Origin of the sequence: Bradyrhizobium jicamae, assembly GCF_001440395.1 — a bacterium.
GTDB classification, from domain to species: Bacteria; Pseudomonadota; Alphaproteobacteria; order Rhizobiales; family Xanthobacteraceae; genus Bradyrhizobium; species Bradyrhizobium jicamae.
On record NZ_LLXZ01000182.1, the window covers coordinates 1 to 17910 of the forward strand.

General features: G+C 57.8%; 16 protein-coding genes. 4 read left to right on the forward strand and 12 right to left on the reverse strand.

All coding sequences use genetic code 11. The features are described from left to right. Positions 1-511 precede the first annotated feature (511 nt). Both CQ12_RS30605 and bcsS read left to right on the forward strand, forming a co-directional pair. A complete protein-coding gene (locus CQ12_RS30605) occupies positions 512-2599 on the forward strand; it encodes a glycosyltransferase family 2 protein (RefSeq protein ID WP_057839010.1) in 2088 nt (695 codons plus the stop codon). Positions 2600-2633: 34 nt separating this feature from the next. Continuing rightward, on the forward strand, positions 2634-3335 hold the full coding sequence (gene bcsS, locus CQ12_RS30610) for a cellulose biosynthesis protein BcsS (protein ID WP_057839011.1): 702 nt from the start codon (positions 2634-2636) through the stop codon (positions 3333-3335). A gap of 290 nt (positions 3336-3625) precedes the next feature. Here the strand turns inward: bcsS and CQ12_RS44355 are convergent, their stop codons facing one another. The 3 genes from CQ12_RS44355 to CQ12_RS30625 all read right to left on the reverse strand — a co-directional run bounded on the left by CQ12_RS44355 (position 3626) and on the right by CQ12_RS30625 (position 6051). Continuing rightward, complete coding sequence (locus tag CQ12_RS44355; protein ID WP_157088585.1) at positions 3626-4468, reverse strand: hypothetical protein; 843 nt, start codon at positions 4466-4468, stop codon at positions 3626-3628. A 233-nt stretch (positions 4469-4701) separates the two neighbouring features. Further along, positions 4702-4887 (reverse strand): helix-turn-helix transcriptional regulator, encoded by a 186-nt coding sequence (locus CQ12_RS44360; RefSeq protein ID WP_157088586.1) that lies wholly within the window; start codon positions 4885-4887, stop codon positions 4702-4704. A gap of 330 nt (positions 4888-5217) precedes the next feature. Next, entirely contained in the window at positions 5218-6051 is an 834-nt protein-coding gene (locus CQ12_RS30625; protein WP_157088587.1) for a hypothetical protein, read from the reverse strand. 593 nt (positions 6052-6644) lie between these two features. On the opposite strand from CQ12_RS30625, the gene CQ12_RS30630 reads away from it, so the two are divergent. After that, entirely contained in the window at positions 6645-8960 is a 2316-nt protein-coding gene (locus tag CQ12_RS30630) for a hypothetical protein (RefSeq protein ID WP_157088588.1), read from the forward strand. 112 nt (positions 8961-9072) lie between these two features. Here CQ12_RS30630 and CQ12_RS30635 read toward each other — a convergent pair whose 3' ends face one another. Continuing rightward, a complete protein-coding gene (locus CQ12_RS30635) occupies positions 9073-9489 on the reverse strand; it encodes a hypothetical protein (protein ID WP_198164291.1) in 417 nt (138 codons plus the stop codon). A 515-nt stretch (positions 9490-10004) separates the two neighbouring features. Here CQ12_RS30635 and CQ12_RS47300 point away from each other — a divergent pair. Continuing rightward, positions 10005-12383 carry a transposase gene (locus tag CQ12_RS47300; protein ID WP_157088589.1) on the forward strand — a complete coding sequence of 793 codons (2379 nt, stop codon included), beginning with the start codon at positions 10005-10007 and terminating at the stop codon, positions 12381-12383. Between the two features lie 209 nt (positions 12384-12592). Here CQ12_RS47300 and CQ12_RS30645 read toward each other — a convergent pair whose 3' ends face one another. The 8 genes from CQ12_RS30645 to CQ12_RS30675 form a co-directional block, all read right to left on the reverse strand. After that, positions 12593-13576, reverse strand: a complete 984-nt coding sequence (locus CQ12_RS30645; protein ID WP_057839016.1) for an AAA family ATPase — start codon at positions 13574-13576, stop codon at positions 12593-12595. Continuing rightward, positions 13573-14610: a bifunctional DNA primase/polymerase gene (locus tag CQ12_RS30650; RefSeq protein ID WP_083519545.1), complete on the reverse strand. Its 1038-nt coding sequence runs from the start codon at positions 14608-14610 to the stop codon at positions 13573-13575. The genes CQ12_RS30645 and CQ12_RS30650 overlap by 4 nt, the downstream gene beginning before the upstream one ends. Before the next feature lie 3 nt (positions 14611-14613). Next, on the reverse strand, positions 14614-14922 hold the full coding sequence (locus CQ12_RS30655) for a hypothetical protein (protein ID WP_157088590.1): 309 nt from the start codon (positions 14920-14922) through the stop codon (positions 14614-14616). A 47-nt stretch (positions 14923-14969) separates the two neighbouring features. Next, entirely contained in the window at positions 14970-15176 is a 207-nt protein-coding gene (locus CQ12_RS30660; protein WP_057839019.1) for a hypothetical protein, read from the reverse strand. A gap of 188 nt (positions 15177-15364) precedes the next feature. Beyond that, positions 15365-15529 carry a hypothetical protein gene (locus tag CQ12_RS44370; protein ID WP_157088591.1) on the reverse strand — a complete coding sequence of 55 codons (165 nt, stop codon included), beginning with the start codon at positions 15527-15529 and terminating at the stop codon, positions 15365-15367. A 10-nt stretch (positions 15530-15539) separates the two neighbouring features. Continuing rightward, complete coding sequence (locus CQ12_RS30665; RefSeq protein ID WP_057839020.1) at positions 15540-15734, reverse strand: helix-turn-helix transcriptional regulator; 195 nt, start codon at positions 15732-15734, stop codon at positions 15540-15542. Between the two features lie 120 nt (positions 15735-15854). Beyond that, a complete protein-coding gene (locus tag CQ12_RS30670; RefSeq protein WP_057839021.1) occupies positions 15855-16418 on the reverse strand; it encodes a hypothetical protein in 564 nt (187 codons plus the stop codon). A 3-nt stretch (positions 16419-16421) separates the two neighbouring features. After that, positions 16422-17693 carry a tyrosine-type recombinase/integrase gene (locus CQ12_RS30675; protein ID WP_057839022.1) on the reverse strand — a complete coding sequence of 424 codons (1272 nt, stop codon included), beginning with the start codon at positions 17691-17693 and terminating at the stop codon, positions 16422-16424. Positions 17694-17910 lie beyond the last annotated feature (217 nt).

The window sequence follows — 17910 nt, forward strand, 5'->3', positions numbered from 1 at the left end:
CCAATGCTGCAAGCCGTCAGAAAGTTCTTGCCAGGGCGCCGTCCACACGTGACCCACAGCCGATATCGCTCAATGACAATTGCGATCGGTAAATCCACCTTCGGCGGATGATCGGACTAACCGCACGAGCAACTCAGCCACGCGAATGGTCCCGCACTTCAAATATTGCCTGATACGTCCAACCGAGGAGGTGGGGACGCCAACTTCCATCGCTATGAGATACTCGCGCGTTGCCTCTTTCTCCCAAAACTGATGCGTATCGACCGGATTTGCTCTAGAGCAGGCGCTTGATCCGTTCGCTACCATGCCAATTCGCAGCACTCTAATAATGGCCACAACTCTCGGCCACGATGGTTCCCGCTTAGGAACACGGAGCAGGCCATTTTCTGCGCGCAGATTGCCATTTTTTCCCAAAAGCGCAGCCGCATTTGCGTCAACTTCATCCTCGTATCTAGCCCGCGTAAATCCCTCATCACCGCACCTTTCGCATCACCAGGGACTTTCCTCCTAAATGAAGCACGAGATCCTATTGACCCGCGTCGCGGCGGGCGTAAGCACGCTCGCGTTCGCGCTTGGCCTTGCCAGCGTGATTTATGATCTGTCTCCGGCCTACGACGGGGCCTTTGTGCAGAAGGCTATCCAGACGCTGGTTTTCTGCACCGCCGTGATCAGCCTCTTCTATGGCAACATCGTTTATCAGTTGACGCGATTGGGCCAGATCAGGCGACATGTCGCTCATCGCGAGGACGCAAACAATCGCGGCGTGAGTTGTGAGGCGGACGCACCGCGGATCAGCATCCTCATACCGTCTTATAAGGAGCAGATCCCGGTCATCATGCAGACGGTTTTGTCGGCGGCTCTTTCCAAGCATCCCAATCGGCGAATTACGCTGCTCCTCGACGATCCACCGACTGGGAAAGCTGTCGCTTTGATGGAGCTTGAAGCCTCGCGCGCCTTAGTCTCGGAGCTGGATCATCTTTTCCGTCGAGCGTCGCGGCAATTTCGTGTGGCCGCTGACGGCTATAATGCGCGCCTTGTATCGGACGGCTCGTCCGTGGAGAAAGAGCGCGTAATCCTTGCTGGACTGTACGTGGAAGCCGCGGATTTCGTAAACCGCCTTGGTCGACTTTACGCCGAGCGCTCTCAGCCGGTGTTTGCTCACGCGGACGAAGTCTTCGCTCGCGAGGTCATCGGTCAACTCGATGCCGAGTATCGGAGGCACGCCGCAGCCCTTCGCAATAGGGCCGACCTCGGCCTTGAGCGCATTCGGATTGAGTACCGACGATTGGTCAGTCTTTTCGATGTGTCGATCGATTGCTTCGAGCGCAAACGCTTCGGAAACCTTTCGCATGCGCCTAACAAGGCGATGAATCTCAATAGCTATATTGGCCTGATTGGACACGCATTTCGCGTTTCCAAGGACCCAGATGGCATATCGGTTCTCACGGAGTGCCTCGAAAGCGAGGCAGACCTCATCGTCCCGGCGGCCGATTACGTCATCACTATCGACGCCGACAGCATCGTTTTACCCGATTACATCGGTAAGCTCGTCTCTATCATGCAAGCCGATCCGGCTATCGCCATTGCGCAAACGCCTTATTCTGCCTATCCGAATCCGCCTTCAAGGTTAGAGCGAGTTGCGGGTGCAACCACCGATATCCAATATCTCGTCCATCAGGGCTTTACTGCCTACAACGCGACCTTCTGGGTGGGCGCCAACGCGGTGCTGCGCTATTCAGCTCTGAATGAAATCAGAACCATGACGGCCGAGCGTGGTCATGCCGTACCCGTGTTCATTCAAGACAGGACCCTCATTGAAGACACCGGCTCGACGATTGACCTCGTCGCACGGGGGTGGCGCTTGCATAACCATCCCGAACGGCTTGCGTATAGCGCCACGCCTCCTGACTTTGGCGCGCTCGTCATTCAGCGTCGGCGTTGGGCGAATGGCGGTCTGATCATTTTGCCGAGCCTTCTTGCACTTTGGCGTGATCGCGGTTCGGCTCGCGCGGGTGGGCTCGAGACATTCGTCCGGTCTCATTATTTGATCTCGCCAGCGCTTGCCAACATCGGCCTGTTGCTGCTTCTCGTAGTCCCCTTCGGTGAGGGCTTCTCCAATATCTGGTTTCCGATCGCTGCGGCGCCGTATTATTTCTTGTACGGACGAGACCTTATTCGATGCGGATACAGGTGGTCGGATGCGGTGCGGGTCTATGCGCTGACGCTGCTGCTTGTCCCTGTCAACCTCGCTGGAGTTTATCGATCTCTGGAACAGATAGTTACCGGGCGTAAGAGCGCTTTCGCTCGCACTCCTAAAATCGATGGCCGAACGGCTGCGCCGCCATCCCATCTGATCTTCTTGGCCGCGCTTCTGACTACTTCCGTTATTTCGGCTGCAGCCAATTTGTGGGGAGGTAGCCTGCTGTTCTGTGTCTTTTCCGCGGTGAATGCCGTGTTTCTTGCGTATGGCTTTTGGCGCCTGATTGGCTGGCGCGATGCTGTTGAGGATATCAGAGCTGGCATCATGGCGCGAAGAGCCATTCATGATCCACGGCGGTACAACGGCGCTGGCCGAGCAGCGCAGCTGAGAGGCCCATGATCTCTCCTCAATCAGACGCATTTGGAGGGAAGCGGTGAAGCTGTTGAAGAGCCTCGCTTCGATCTTTATGTTTGGTTTGGCGGGCGTCGCAGCCGCGGAGGAGGCTCCACGCTTTTCTTTGCAGAGCACCAGTGACTTTGCTTCCTACGGCGCCTTTTACACCGACCTTACGGCCCTGTATTCTCCGTTCGGGAGCTTGTGGGAGCCGGGCTGGCGGATAGAGGGTATTGCCTCGGCCCGCCGCTACAGTGTTATCGATACCGGTCAGAAGCGTATCGGGCTCGATGCCACATTGGATGTGCTGGCGGGCTATCAGTTTACTCCGAATGGCTGGTCATGGCTTGTTGCTGCGGGTGTGACCGCCGTGAACAGCCACCTCTATGCAGCGCCTGGCTTGGCTCCATCCAACACGCAGCTATACGGGCTTAAAGTTCTAACATCTCTCTACGGCAAGCCGACCGACCAAACGATGGTTTATGTCCAGGGGCATTACAATACTGCATCGGAGTTCTATTACGCGCAGGGCAAGACAGGCATTGCAATCGCGCCAAATATTTTCGTGGGACCTGAAGCAGCCTACTCGGGCAGCTGGACCTACAACCAGGTTCGTCTCGGCGGACACATTACAGGGTTTACCGTCGCCGGTATGAACACGGGCGTCTCGCTCGGCTTTGTGCAAGATAGCAACTACGGCAAAGGCGTGTACGGCGGCTTGAACTTTCAGTTCAATTTCTGATCGGGTCCCCACATTGGCTGCCCTGACGATTATTTGTTATGGGCATTCGCATTACGCGCTCGGCGATATCCGTTTGTGGCCTTCGGAGACCTCCAGCGACGTCCGTTGTTACGCCGCTGTCGGCGGCCAAGCCGACGTCAGGCGTGAGCGCGAACGTTATTTTCGATAGCGCACCAAGGTCAGCATGGGTCATGTCACGACCGCGCTTCCCGCACGACAGCGACCTTCTCGCATGGCGTAACTTGCCGCACTCCATCCCGCCAATTCGATGAGATGGTGCAGGTCGGGCGTCATTGCTTACGCGGCCAGTGGTGATTGCCAGCGGCAAATCCCGGCGGGAGATGAATCGCAGAAAGCGGGTTTTCGTAGCGACCGGGGCGGTGCTGGGTGCACTTTACCACGACTTCTCGGTGTTCAAGCACGGGCTGGATGATTAGCTCGCGACCGTAGTAGTCATGGCGCGCAGCCGGGACCGGAATTGCCTTACCGTCAGAACCGATAGTTGCCGGTCGAACCACTTCGTGCGACTCTTCCCTCTGATACTTCAGCCGGTCCGTCTCGCGCGGAGAGCCAGGATACCGAAAAACCCAGCACGGGACAGCCTCTCGCCGCTCACTCGCCAGCCGATCCGGGTGCTTGCGATGTGCCGCGTCGGTGTTGCGCACCGGCTCGAAGCCCGGCGTGTGTCGGCCAGCGTCGTTGACCGCGTTCGCTTCGGCATTCATCGCGTCAAGGCGCGCGAGCACATCCGCAATCGCAGCGGCGTGTTCATCGTAGGAGCGAAGAAGAGTGGCGGCTTCAACCTCGACCGCATGACGCGCAGCCTCGATACGTTGGTGAAACCGCTCCGTCTCGACCCGCTTCTCGGCGTCCGCCTCGGCCGCGAGCGCTTCGGCATGGGCTTTTTCAAGGTCGGCAACACGAGCCTCGGCGCGGTCGGCGGCGCGACGTTGTGCCTGGTACTCGGCTTCCGCCTTGATGTGTTCGGCATCACTCATGGTCGAAAGGCCAGCCAGTGCGGCCCCGCGCTTGGCGACGGCAGCGGCGTGCTCAGCGCGCGCCGTTTCGATCTCGGCAGCGATGGCCAAGGAAGTGGGAGTTTTTTTCCCGAAGAGGTGATTCAGGATTTTCATTGCCGGTTAGCCTTCGTAAATGGTGCGGGGCGGGGTGGGTGATCAGCGATAGTTGGCGAGAGCTTCGCCGATGCGGAGCCAGCGATGGTAAGTCGTGTGCTCAACGTGTGCCGCGAATATGAGATTGTGCGCCATGCCATGCCGCGCACGGAACTGGTCATCAGCGAGCGCTCGGCGCGCCGCTGCGAGATCGGTGGTCGCAGCCTTAAGGTCTGCGAGAAGTCTGGCGCGGCTCATTGGGCGGCTCCGACCTTGTGTTGCGCAAGCCATGCATCAAATGCGGCTACGCTGTAGCGGCAAGAACCACCGACCTTCACGAACTCCGGGCCAATTCCACGTTCGGCATAGTTTCTGAGCGTATTCGGCGAGAAACCGCCGCGCGATGCGATCTTTCGTCGGGAGAGAAAAGTTTCAGACATTTCGACCTCTAGCAAGAGTCACAGCGGGGTTCGGCCGCCGAAGCGCCCCGCTGCACTTTTTGTTTTTGCTTTGTCAGAGCGATGGTGACGCAAGCAATGTGCGCAATCTGCTCAAAGTCGTCAGGCCCGTTTCGGTATCCCTTAGGCCGTGTACCGTCGCGGAGGCGACGAGGCTGCGTCCGATTTTAGAAATCAAGCTCGCGGCGGCGCAATATGTCGCGAAGGGCCAAGGGGAGCATTCGGCGCCGGTTAGCAGCTAAGCCGCCCGCCGTGAAACCGGGCGGCAAGGTGGCGGCGGCCGGCTTGCGCCGCACGGGTTTCTAGAACCCGTTAGGCAATGAAGGCTGCCCAGGCGAGGAAGCAACCCGCCTTGCACCCGCAGCACCAAGGCCTATACCATCGGCACCCACAGCAGCCGCGAAGACAGGACTCATAACCGTTCTTGAAGTAGAGGTAGCTCGCCGTCCCTCCGGCTACCACAGCTGCTGCGACGCATTCAACGCAAGCCGCGCCGGCTGTGCTGGCGCACAGGGCAACACAGGTCCCAGCAATAATGGCATTGGCATCGGGAAAGCATGCATCATTCACCGCCTTGCTAAACTTCATCCCAAATTTCTGAAGATAGAAGTCGAGGCTGGAGAATTTGGCCGGGCTCATTTTTCGGTACGTTTCTTGCGCCTTGGGCGTAAGCACTTTCATGAAATCCACCCGGTCGCGTGCAGTTGATTGATCGAATACATCCACTGCGACAAGGATGCGGCCCTCGGAGATGCCGCTCTGGATTGCAACGAGTCTATCCGCAATCTTACCCGCACGAGATCGAAAGGCTTGTGCCATCTTTTCAAATTCAGCGAACGCGCGAGGGTACGATTCAGCGATTCGTGCCCTATCGGTATCCTGGGTTGCTTCAATAAGCGCACGAAGTGCTTCCGAACTGGCCTTCGCCACGTTATCCATTAACGTATCGATGCGCTCGTTGCCGGGCACAATGCTCGCCTGCTGTTCTATTTTTGTCAGCTCGGAGTCAAGTTCGTCCAGCCCATCGTGCACCGTTGTCAAGAACGGCTCGATGCGTCGGAGCATATCATCGGGATGGCTCTTCGCCGGCGAGTGCGCAAGGCTGAGCACCAAAAAGGCCGTCGCGGCTATGGACGCAATCTTCATGTCATCCTCCATTATGCCAATATTCAATGGCGCGCGCGGAGGCTCGCGCCACATGGACGCTTGCACTCGGCCAAAAGAACGTCGCGTGCTATGGAGTGAGAGCCCGCCGAAGGCATTCAGGCTGCCAGATATTTTCGAGATTCGGCCATCTCGTTCGTTGAGCAGCTCGCAACGACAATATTCCGATGAACGCGCCTCGGCAAATCCAAAAGTGCGCTGAAGTGGTAACTAATGACCACTCAACTCGAGGTTATGCGTCCAAAGCCTCCAATCGATCCACTTCCCGGGCGTATTCTTTGGTGACACCGATACGCTTGGTGTTGGCGGCTAGAGTTGAACAACGCGACATGCATCCATCACGGCTAGGAGAACGGGACAGGTAAGTGTTGTTCGATGAGAGACTCTACTCTATGCTTGAAGGGTATGGAGCTTCGGCCTGTGACTGATCACGGCTGATCCAATGAGAGAGCTTCGCCCCATCAGACATAGATTGATTGCGCCGCTTTTTTGGCGGCCGATTGCTGATTGATCAGAGTAGGCGGAGCCTGCCCGGTTGGTATCCGCGGGGAAGCCTCGCTCCTGTGGAGGCATAGATGAAAACGCTACTTCAAACTGAGCGCGGCAGCTCTTCAGTAGGCCAATCGGCCAAGAAGCGTCTTGTACATTGCTTCACTACAGCACTCCTTCTTACTGCAATTCCGTGGCTCGAAGCATCGGCCCAGCCACGTAATTTTTCTCTGACTACAGATACATGTCCCGTTTGCGGTGAAGATCAGTTAGCGACTTGGCGCGACACGGTCGATAATTCCATGGGCGTCGCAGGAAAAGACCCCGTCGGACACAAAATCGGCTCGTACGCCGCGAAGCGCTTCCCACTAGGCCAGAACTGGTATCCAGCGGACGTTTTCAAACAAACGCTGTGTGGGACTTTTCATCATTTCAACTTCTATGATGGCGCGGGAGCCGAGGCCGACTGGAATAACTACTTTCTACCTAGTCCCCGGTTCGCGTTCCTTCGTGATGATCTTCTTCCGCAGGCGGATCCCGACGACGTCCACAAATGCGACGGCGTCGCCTGCATGGAAGCGGAGATCACACCTGACGAGCACTTCTACAACAATCCATGGTTCCCAAAGGATGTTGGAAGTTCGGCATGGGAAGGAAGCCAGATGTGCACCTACGGCCCGTGGGTGTGGGAAGAGGCGCACGGTAACCGTCCGGAAATTCACCCCTCGGAACTTTACTGGTGGAAAGAACCGTGGCCGCAATCATGGGGCGGCGGCGACATCGTTTGGATGATGTTGTTGCAGGACGATTCGAACAGATTTGACAGGGAAGGCGATTATGGCGAGCCAACGCCTAGGCCTTCCTGGTGGCGTCCTTGGTCTAAAAATCCGCGCACCGGCCAGTTCAAGATCGCGTTCACCGCTCCGCCGCGGCCGTCGTTCGTTTTTGGTCCACTAAACATCACAATTAATGAAGCTTTTTCGCGAAATGTCGTTACGTCGGAAGATGAGGAAGCGCGCAGAGATAGCGATGATGGGGCAGAGCATGCTCTTGAGTACAACGGCACCGTCGTCGTTCAAGTTCGCGAACTCCAGGCAAGAAATGACGACGTCGGTGTTCAATTCGTGGACCTCTGCCGGCGCCCCAATGGCTGGCTTCAAGGCTACGTCGCCTTGACCAGTAAGGTAGGGCGAGGTGATAGAGGACAGGAAGGCTACCACGTCCTCAATGCTCACATTGCTCGGCAGAGTCGCCTGCTACCCGACGTTCAGGTTTCCGAGCTCTTAGGAACTTCACTCCGCCGTTCTGCCCGGGAAACCGTTTTAACAAAAGCAGATCGAGCCAGTCTCCGACGGGCTATGGTCAATGGCCGCCCCCAACTCACAATGGACGTACGCGTCGGACTTATCGGCGATGGAAAGGAGAGCGAAGCGCCGGTGTCGAAAATTGAACTAATCGAAGGTGGCTCGCGTAGCACTCTGGCTCATCGGTTGACGAGCGACCTTAATAATCGCTCAACAGCGATCGCCCGCGGCGTGCCTGTTCTTGGGGGCGCCAAACTCTCAGTCTTGGCTGGAGCAGAATGGCGAGAGGTTACTGTTCCACCCTTCGATTTGGCTCCGCGCCGCGAGACTCAGAAGCCTACCGTGGGGAGCGAGGACTCCTCTGCTTGGATGTCATTTCTCTCCTGGGCCGGCGGCCGAAAGGTCGAGCCAGGCGGTCTCAGCCTTATGCGAGCAGCCGAGTGGGAAATCAGCGTAGATCCCCAGTACGCCCCAATACGGGAAGGAAAGCCATCAGCAGAGGACGACTCGCCGCCGAGCGAAGAGCTAAACAGCATTCTGATGAGTCGAGATGCCGCTCGGCTCAAAGACCTCTTTGGTGCGGAGCAACCTTTTCAGGTTCAATGGACCTTTGAGGCCACGAATGTTGTGACCGGACAATCGGCGCCGGTGCGCGTTGGTGGAACCGGCGACTCGGAAATAGGTATCACGCGTCTGCCCAGCGCCATTCCTGACAATCGTTTGAATGTACGTTTTCCTTCTAAGCCTGACGGTGCTCTGTACGAACTTATTGCAACCGCAACGATGATTGACACATTTGGAATGAAGGGGTCGATACAGCACCGCGTTGCAAGTCACGTTGTAACGGGTCGGCCAGGGGGTAACCTCGCTGAATCGCTGGCCTCGGCCGCTGCCTCCATGGCGGACGCGGATCCGGACGCGCTCGCGAAGGGTCGTCTTGATGTGAGCGCCGACGATAAGCTGCTCGAAAATGATCCGCGAGCAAGGCGGGCACGGCTAGTAAGACTTGTCGCACTTCGGGCAACCGAAGACGACCACGTGACCGTCGATGAACTGAGGCGTGTAGTGCAAGCTGCAAAGCTTTTGAGTGCTCAATAGGACGGAGCGAGGGAAACGCATCCATGCCGCGCTTGCTTGATAGTTGAGGTTCATTCTCGATGGCGCGCTCGCGGGCGCCGGCTATGGCTGGCTGCCGTTAATGAGTTCACGCCTAAGTCGCCGATGCCGTGCTTTCGTCGGCGCGCTGTTGCGGTGTGTTGTCGTTGTCGTGGCGCAATCGACGGGCGTCATGCTCAACGAGAACAGCAGCGCGCTCGATGGCGCGCATGCTAAGTAGCTTCTGCGCAACGCCGATGTCGATCAGTGCGGCCCATGTCTGCGGGATGTTCAATCGCAGCGTGAGCGCGAGGGCGGTGAGTTCGCCAGCGAGTTCGGCGGGTAGCGCTTCGAGCGAGGGGACCGGACAAAAACCGAACCCGAGCGTTGCCAGCGCAGCTTCAAGGCTTTCGAGGCCCGGTCGGTTTTTTCGACGCCACGCCTTCGTGGTGGCCCGGCGGACCCCACTTCGCTCTTCCAGTGAGTCATACGTCATGCGTTGTCGCGCCATTTCTGCGAAGACGAGCTTCACATGCGGTCCGACGTGCTCGGGCATCGTCACGGTACGAGGATTTTTGCGACGCTTTCGCGGGACGGGGGAAATTAGCGCAGTTCGAAATTCGGCGGGATAAAGCGGGGGAGCGGGCATCGGCGGAATCCTGAGAGGCTTGAATTGCCTTGAGGATCGAACGAAGAGCTATTCCGCTACAGTCCATTCCAGTGCCCCTCGCGCGTGGCTCCGGATCGCAGCCACGACACGATCCGAGAACAAAAAGTCACTTTTGAAAGTTTGTATCTACCGGAGGCGGGGGGTCGCGCGTCACCCGCATGAGGGAGGGGTTTCCCAGAACCTAAAGTGTTGCAGATTTGCAAGATGTCTTGCGAACTGCCGTCAGCTGCGCAGAGAGTTAGACCTCGTCCGATGCGCTTGTCAGCCAACAGCGTCGCAATGGCAGATGGGCCATAATCTGACGGGCATCCGCACTTTGGACCCCCTCCGAATGAGTGGACAACTGTAGTAGACTCATCGAACGCGGAGGTGTTCGAATGGAACATCAACGTCGGTCGTTCACCGAGGAGTACAAGCGTCAGGCCGTTGATCTGGTGGTATCGAGCGGTCGGTCGGTCACGTCGGTCGCCAAGGAGCTCGGCCTGCGCGATTCTGTATTGCGCCGATGGATGAATAAATTCGGGCGGGAGCCGGCGTCGGCGACGCGGAACCCCGCACCCCCAGAATTTCAGCTAGGGGTATTGCTAGTTCACGGAATTGGGACGCCGCGCCGCGGTGATACGTTGGTCCGATGGGGCGACGCGCTATTGAACACGATTGGCCACGCTACTGGGAAAAGGGTCGTGGCGACCATCGAGCGTGCGGCCTCTAGCGACGGCATCGAGAAGGGTTCGTTCGAAGCGGCCGTCCGATTGTGCACGCGAGATCACACAGAGCGCTGGCTGCTTGCCGAGGGCCGCTGGGCGGGTGCCTTTCCAGCTCCGAGCTACCGCGAGCTGGTGTCATGGAGCGTCAGGGCGGTGCCATGGTCTATCGCAAGCCATGTCGCGCAGCGCTATTGGCAGGACACCTCCGGTGATTGGGAGTGGAAGAGGGCAATCGCCCTCGGGCGGGCGGTTGGTCAGCTCCTCGTCGCGCTGGCACTCGCGCCAGTGTTGATCGGCCTGCTTGCGCTCACCCTGCTGTTGGGACTACTTCCCATCCCGCAACTGCGCACGCAGATTGCTGCGATGCAGTCGACGCTCACGGCGACTGTCGGCGATAGCCTCGCGTTCGTCGAGAGCCCAATGCGCGCCGCGCTCATTCAGTCATGCATCGTCGATGGGCTGGAACGGCTCAAGGAGTGCTGCGCGCACACGGTGATCGCCGCCCATTCCCAGGGCGCGGCTGCGACGCTGCAAGCCCTGGGTGGATTCGCCGAGACTGACGGCGAAGACGAGGCACAGTCTCCCGCGCGCCTCCTCCCGGATGCGCTCGTAACTTTTGGCGCGGGCACGAACCAACTGGCAAGCCAGAAACTCTTATCGTCCGGGCGGCTTCCGAACGACCCGGCCAGCGCGGCCTTCGGTCTAGTCCTCCTAGCCGGGTCGATCCTCTGGCTGTACTGGATCTTCTTAAGTACGACCTCCTGGCTGCAGCTGCTGGGTGAGGCAGGGTGGGCGCTGGGAATGTCGATTGGCGGGGCGCTGGGATTAGCGATTTACTGTGCGCTGGGATTTGCGATTGCGTGGCTGATTTCCTGGCTAATTTCCTGGCTAATTCGGCTGACCTCCTGGCTGATCAAGCGATACGAACCCCGCGGAAAACATATGCTCGTGCCCAACTCTTCTGAGTCTGACTATTTTGCAGACATTCGCATTCGCGTATCCAACGTCGTGTTCATCATCGTATCCGGCATAATGGCTGCCTCTTACTTTGTCGGTATGTTTTTGTGGTGGTTTTACGATCTGTTCCCTAATCTCCCGTTTGGCCCGGGCAAGTTTGCCCCGGGGACGGCCTTTCTCCTCTCATCGGCCATGACCCTTACGGTCATCGCGGCCATCGCTGGATCGATCTGGCTCATCCTGCGACCCGAGATGCAGACCATCGTAAGCGCGTCGGTGCGGAAGCCGCCGGGCCTCGCTCGCTGGGTCGATCTTTACGCTTCTGCCGACCCCGTGCCGAATGGGCCTACGAAGACTGAGGGCAAGCGCCCAGACGAGTCCATCAAGATCTGGAATCTAGGCTCCTTCGTCGCAGACCATACGGCATACTGGGATAATCGGGACGGATTCGTCCTGCGCGTCGTGCGGGTGTGTGCCGAGACGGCGCAGAGTCCGTGGAAGGACGCCCTTCCGCGCATCTCAGGCTTCGTGGACCAACGCGCTGCTTGGCGGGTTCGCTTCCTACGGATCGCACGGTGGACTACCAGTGTACTCTGGTTGATCCTGGGCGCATTGATCTGGCATCAAATGAGCACAGAGGTCTCGTTCAAGTTCCCGATCTGGCTTGCTCCTGCATGGCTTCCGGCTGCGCTAGGTCTGCCCGCTCTGCTTGTCGCGCTGATTGTGTTGGCCATATGGGCAAGCTCCAGCATCCTGCGCTGGGTATGGAATTTGTGGGTCTGCTCAGAACAGGAGGCGGTGCTGGCTCACCAACCGGCCCGAGAAGTGACCTGGGAACATCCGTTTCTGCTCACTATGTGCGGGGCTGTCTGGACGCTTATAGGTGCGATAGGAGTAATCTATGTCCTTGGGTCTGATTTCTTGAGCAAGCCCTGGTCATTGGCGGGAGTTAAGGCCGTTCTTACCGACACAGGCACGGTCTATTTTTTCGCATTCATATTTATCACCAGTCAAATCTCGTCGACGATCTTGCTCACCTTTTGGCCGCCGCCCCGTGCATCCGATCAGTCAGGTGGCGAGTCAATTTCGTGAAAATTCCCGGCTTCCAACGGGAAGTTCGGCCACGCTCATGCATTCAGACACGGCCGGTAAGACGACCGCCTCTACCGCTAACAACCATCACCGCCGTTAGAAGTGTTAGATTGTTAGAAGAAGCCTAGAGAAGGAATCTAACACTTCCAACAAATCTAACTTCTCTAACACTCTAACATATCTAACACCTATCTCTGTAGCAGTCCGGTTCACTGAACCGAAACGGCTTCATAAACACCGCGCCGGGTTCGGCGGATCTTCCCTTGTTTAGCGAGGCGTCCGAGTTCAACATCAACAATCCTGCGCTCCATTCCGGTTCGCTCTACGATTTCCAGCGTCGTCATTTCCGCTCCACAAGCGCGGAGTGCATTCACAATCGAATTTGTCTCTTGCGCCTGCTTGAGTTTCTCCGCATCTCCCAGCGATTCCCATCGGCAGGTATCAGCATCAAACTTTACCGCGAGCTCAATTTCCTGAACATCGCGACCACGCGCATAAAGAGTAACTCCGGTCGGGGTTCTGCGCAGAATGAGAGTCGTGTCGGCAACACCGACTTGCCCGGCCGACCCCATAACATCGTCAAAAGGATCGCCGGTTTCGCTCGGGGCCTTTTTCAGGTGCATCACAAGAACGATTGCAATTCTTCTATCGTTAGCAAGTCGGTGAATCTCGTTCAGGTGCTCATAATCCTGATTATATCCAATCGTTCCTGCCTTATGCGGCGGCGCGATCTTTCGCCAAACGTCCACAATAATCAGGCGAGTGGCAGGATGCTCATCGAGCCATTTTGCCATGTCGGCCACGCCGCCGAGGTCACTACGTCTCCACGTCGTTTTAAAGTGGATTCGATGCTGCGCCTCCTTGTGAGCCGGTGAAAACATCAAATCGAGCTTCTGCATGCGGTCCTTAAGACGGCGTTCCGAGTCTTCAAGCGCCAGAACAAGCACATCCCCACGAGCACATTGCCGTCCAAGGAATGAGTGGCTAGCGGCTACCTGCCATGCGAGGTCAAGCATCAACCAAGATTTCCCCATCTTGGACTTGCTGGCGACGATGGTCAGTCCTTCCGGAATAAGGTCAGGAACGATCCATTCGATCGGGGAAAACACCTTCCGGAGAAGTTCATGCGCGCTGATAAATCCGTCACGCGTGGTGGAGTGCTCGCCACCGCCATGAATAGCACTACCCATCATGCACCTTTTTTCTTCCTGATCGAATTGGCAATGACCCGATCTGCCAGCGCGGACGCTTCAGGGTCGCCAAGCGTCACCCCAACACGGGGGGCCAGCCAATCCAGCGCTTCGGACGCGGACACGCGGCGAGCTTCCATGACAACATCGATAGGCGTGTATCCGCGTCCATCTCCGAAATCGCGAATGCCGTCCGCCTTGAACGATAGGTTCAGAGCGCGCAAATGGAGCGCCCTGCCGCTGCCGGACGCTCGCCATTCGGCTACGGCCTTGAAGCCACCACCGGCGCGACAGCACCGCTGCAAGCCGAGATACGGCACCCATGCATGAAAGTTCGCGAGCGCCGCATTGTTCGCCTCGCGAAACAATGATGCCCCGTCAGAACCACCGGCAAGCGCAACATGCTCGCCATGCGGCTTATAGCGCCTGTCCGCCTGGGGATCATAGCCATACGCCTTCAGCGCTTCACCGATGCGCTCGGCGATGTCGTCCGGCAACTCGGTCAGTTGATCGATGGACACGTCAAGAAGCGTGTCGTCCGTCCACCAATAGTAAGGCTCGCCGGTGTCAGGATGGATCGAGGGCGGCAAGACGGTTTGCTTGCCTTCGGAGAGTAGATCGACAAGGCCGATGCGCTCGGGCGTGCGGAAGTTGCGCGAGCGAATCGCGTCGGTGTTGCCGCGATAGAAGAGCGAGATGCCCTTGCGGCCCTTCTTTTGCACATTCGACTGCGGCAGCATCGCGAGCAGCGCGTCCATCGCGGGCTCGAAGTCGATGTCGACCACAACGACGCCACCAAATCCGCAAGCAAGGCCAAGCCCGCCGCCACATCTATCGGCTCGCCGCCCCCAAGCGGCGGTCTTGTGAATCGACGCGCGTTCGGTGCAGTAATCCTGCCATCCCGCCATAGGGCAATCGGTGCCGGGTGCCTTACCCCGCCCCTCAAACGGGGCATTATGCGGCACGATAGGCAACAGCGAGTACCCGTTGCCGTACATCGCCAGCGCGGCGCGCTCGAAAGCGGAGGAATCGGACATTGCTTAGAGCCAGAGCGCCGCGATGTGCTGCCAAAGCGCGCGGTGCCGGTCCAACCAAAATACCTCACGCGCTGCCTTTTGGATTTCTGCGAGAGAGAACAGCTTTTCCAGCCCCGGGATTTCGGTGTTGCGAAAGAACACGCTTCCATCCTCAAACACCCGCATCTGATATTCGCGGGGCGAGACGGTGCGCAGATATTTTGCATGACGGCGCGCCGCCGCCAGCATGTGATCAGCGGTGATCGTCGGACAAGGGATACTGGAACGGGCCAGCTTTTCGGTGAGGGTGGGGTATCGTACTTGCACTTCCATGGTCCTTCTACTTAGCCCGCCAGCGCAGCAACGCTCGGCGGGCTTTTTTATGCTGAAGCGGGCTTGCCACCCGGCGCGACACGATTTGCGTGCATCCACGCTGCGATGTCCTGACGAGAATATTTCGGCGTCCGACCGATCAAGGTGTAAGCGGGGGAACGCCCAAACCGCCGTTCGCGGCGCGCCCACGCATGCGACTTGCCGACGAACGCGGCGAACTCAGCTTCCGAGAACGAGAAATCATCATTGCTCATTTATTCTTCCTCATTTGTTCGAGTGTTCGGATTTGAGCAGATTTCACCACTCGCTAGGGATCGGTTGAATCTCCTTTCAAGCGATTTTTGCACCGATTGGGCGAAGCTCAGCATTCACGCGGCGGATACCGCGTGATGGCGATGTTGAGGTTTTGTTGAGAGAAGTTAATGCCCGTGAAAGCGCTGACTTAGAGGGCCGACATGGGCGTGTTGGCGTCCAAAAACGCGGCATAGTGCAGGAGGGCGACCGCCGCCAGATGGGCGTCAGTCGGTCCGAGCGTGGTTTCTTCGGAAGCTTCTAGAACTTCCGCGAGTTCGATCAAATAGGCGGGTTCATCGGTGATGTTGGTCATTGTCATGCACTTACGCATCGTTCGCGGGATGGCTGGTGAACCCGGCCATCCAAGCGTCGATTTCTGCCGCATCAAAAAAACGCGAGCGTCCAATATAGATCGGGGAGGGCAGGCTATTCGTGCGCAGCTTCACGTGCCGCTCAAACGTTGAGCGCGGCATGTCGAGCTTTCCTCGCACGGTTTCCGACTTAATCAGTTGCTTCATGTTGGTCCTCTTGGGGTTGGTGACATCTCAAGAAGTACCGAACAGGAGCGGAAAAATCTGGGTAGAAAGTCGCTAACGGATACTACCCAAAATCAAAGGATCATCCTTCACATCAAGGGATCATCCGTCACCGTGGGTGATGGATCGACTTTTTTGCAACTTCGTCTTCAGGCGTTTCCAAATTTTCTCGATTTGATCGAGTTCAAGCCCCGCATATCCGCTGTCCTTGACGATCTGCCGAGCGCGTCCAGGTCTCACACCTCTTGCGTTCAACGACTGAAGTGCTCCGAATATCCGAATGTCGCGCCATTCGATTTGCAGTTGCCCAACGGGGTTTTCGTGGGCCTTGCCGCGCCACGCAGCGTAAAGTTCTTTCGCGCGGAAATTGACAATGCGGTCTTTATGGTTGGCCGTCCTGTTCTTCTTTTGGTCCTCCAGATTTTCTTTCGGCGTCCGCGATGTAGCCGCAAGCAAGTCAAGCTCATTCTGAATTACCTTTCCAGCAGCCTCGCTCACGCATGCGGCAAAACGATCAACCTCAGCCTGAATCACACGCGGCACGGGCCGGGTGTATATCTGAGCAAGACTGTATGCCCGCCAAGCCGCCGCTGGATTCTTGGTCCGCTCGAAAAAATCAGTCATTTCGGCAATCTCATTGCCGACTAAATCGGGGAGTGGTGCCATCGGTCAGCCCTCCACCGCCTTGAACTGCACAACATTCGACTCGCGCTCCACCATCAGATTGGCGAGGAAGTCCGCCCATAAGTTAAGCGCGTGCCGCTTCTCGGCAGCAAAGGTGTGAAGCTGATAGACCGCCATCACGCCGCGCATTTGATGGTTCAGCACCCGTTCAACCACTCCAACCTCTACCCCCAGATTGGGCATGGTGGTGGCGGCCGTGCGTCGCAAATCGTGAAGTCGCCAGGGCTCGATTCTAACTTCGTCTGGATCGTCACCGACCGCCGCCGCGTCTTCTCGCGAGATCTCCAGCATCACTTCGTCAATGCGCGCCTTGGCGTGGGTGGCAGAGAACGAGGCGAACACACGGGGCGAGTCCTTGATCTGGTCCATGCTGGTCAGAATCTCGACAGCGACCGGGGCAAGGGGGACGATATGAGGGTTGCCGTTCTTTGAGTCAGGGAGGGTCCACAACGGCGCGTCGCTGGTCAGGTCGAGTTTCAACCATTCCATGTTGGCGACCTCGCTAAACCGCTGCGCCGTCAGCAAGAGCAGATGGGCGAATTGACGCCGGGGCCATTCGAGCCGTTCGATTGCCCGCAGCAAGAGCCGCAATTCACCTTTGGTCAGGATTCGTTTACGCGAAACTTCCTTGACGACAGCGGTTCCATCAAACGGGTTCTTTTCGACCAGTTCTTTGGTGATGCACCATTGAAAGAAGTGCCGCCCATACGCGCGGAGCCGCTTCGACTGGATCGGCGCACGCGCCTTGACAGTGTCGAGAACCCGGATTGCATCGCTGCGCTGGATGTCGTCCACGCGCCTCTTGGCCCAACCCTTAAATTCCTTGTCGAGAACCCGCCGCACCTCCCGGCCGGACTTCAATCCATCGGCGTGGTCGCCGTAGTAGCGCACGAGCACGTTCGCGACCGTGTCCTCCCGGCGCCGGGCTTCCTTCTCCTCCGCAGCAATCCTAGCGGCTTCCGCCTTGCGCGTAGCGCGCTTCTGGTCGGCCGGGTCCGCGCCCATTGCGCGTTGTCGGCGTGCATCACCAGCCGCCTCACGGGCCTGTACAAGCGTAAGCGCGCTGGGACCGCTTGCAGGGCCAAGCACTACAGTCACGTCTTGCTTGTCACCCCGTCGGAACCTGTAGACGAACGTCCGCACTCCCGACGGATACACCAGCACCCGCAAGCCCGGATGACCGATATCGGGCAGGGCGTAGCGCTTCGCTCGCGGTTTTGCGTGCTCGATCGCCAACGCAGTAAGCGGTCTTTTCATTAGCTCCCCCTTTCAAGCCCCACTCTAAGCCCCACAAAATACCTAGCTGTAGTGGTATTTCGGGAGATGTCATCAGCTATCAATAGGGAGCTATATCCTTGATTGGAAGAGAACTTTTTGTCTCAGTGGGGCTTCGCGGTAATCGTTGAAACCACAAGATGGCTGACTGTAAATCAGCCGCCGTATGGCTTCGAAGGTTCGAGTCCTTCCTTCCCCA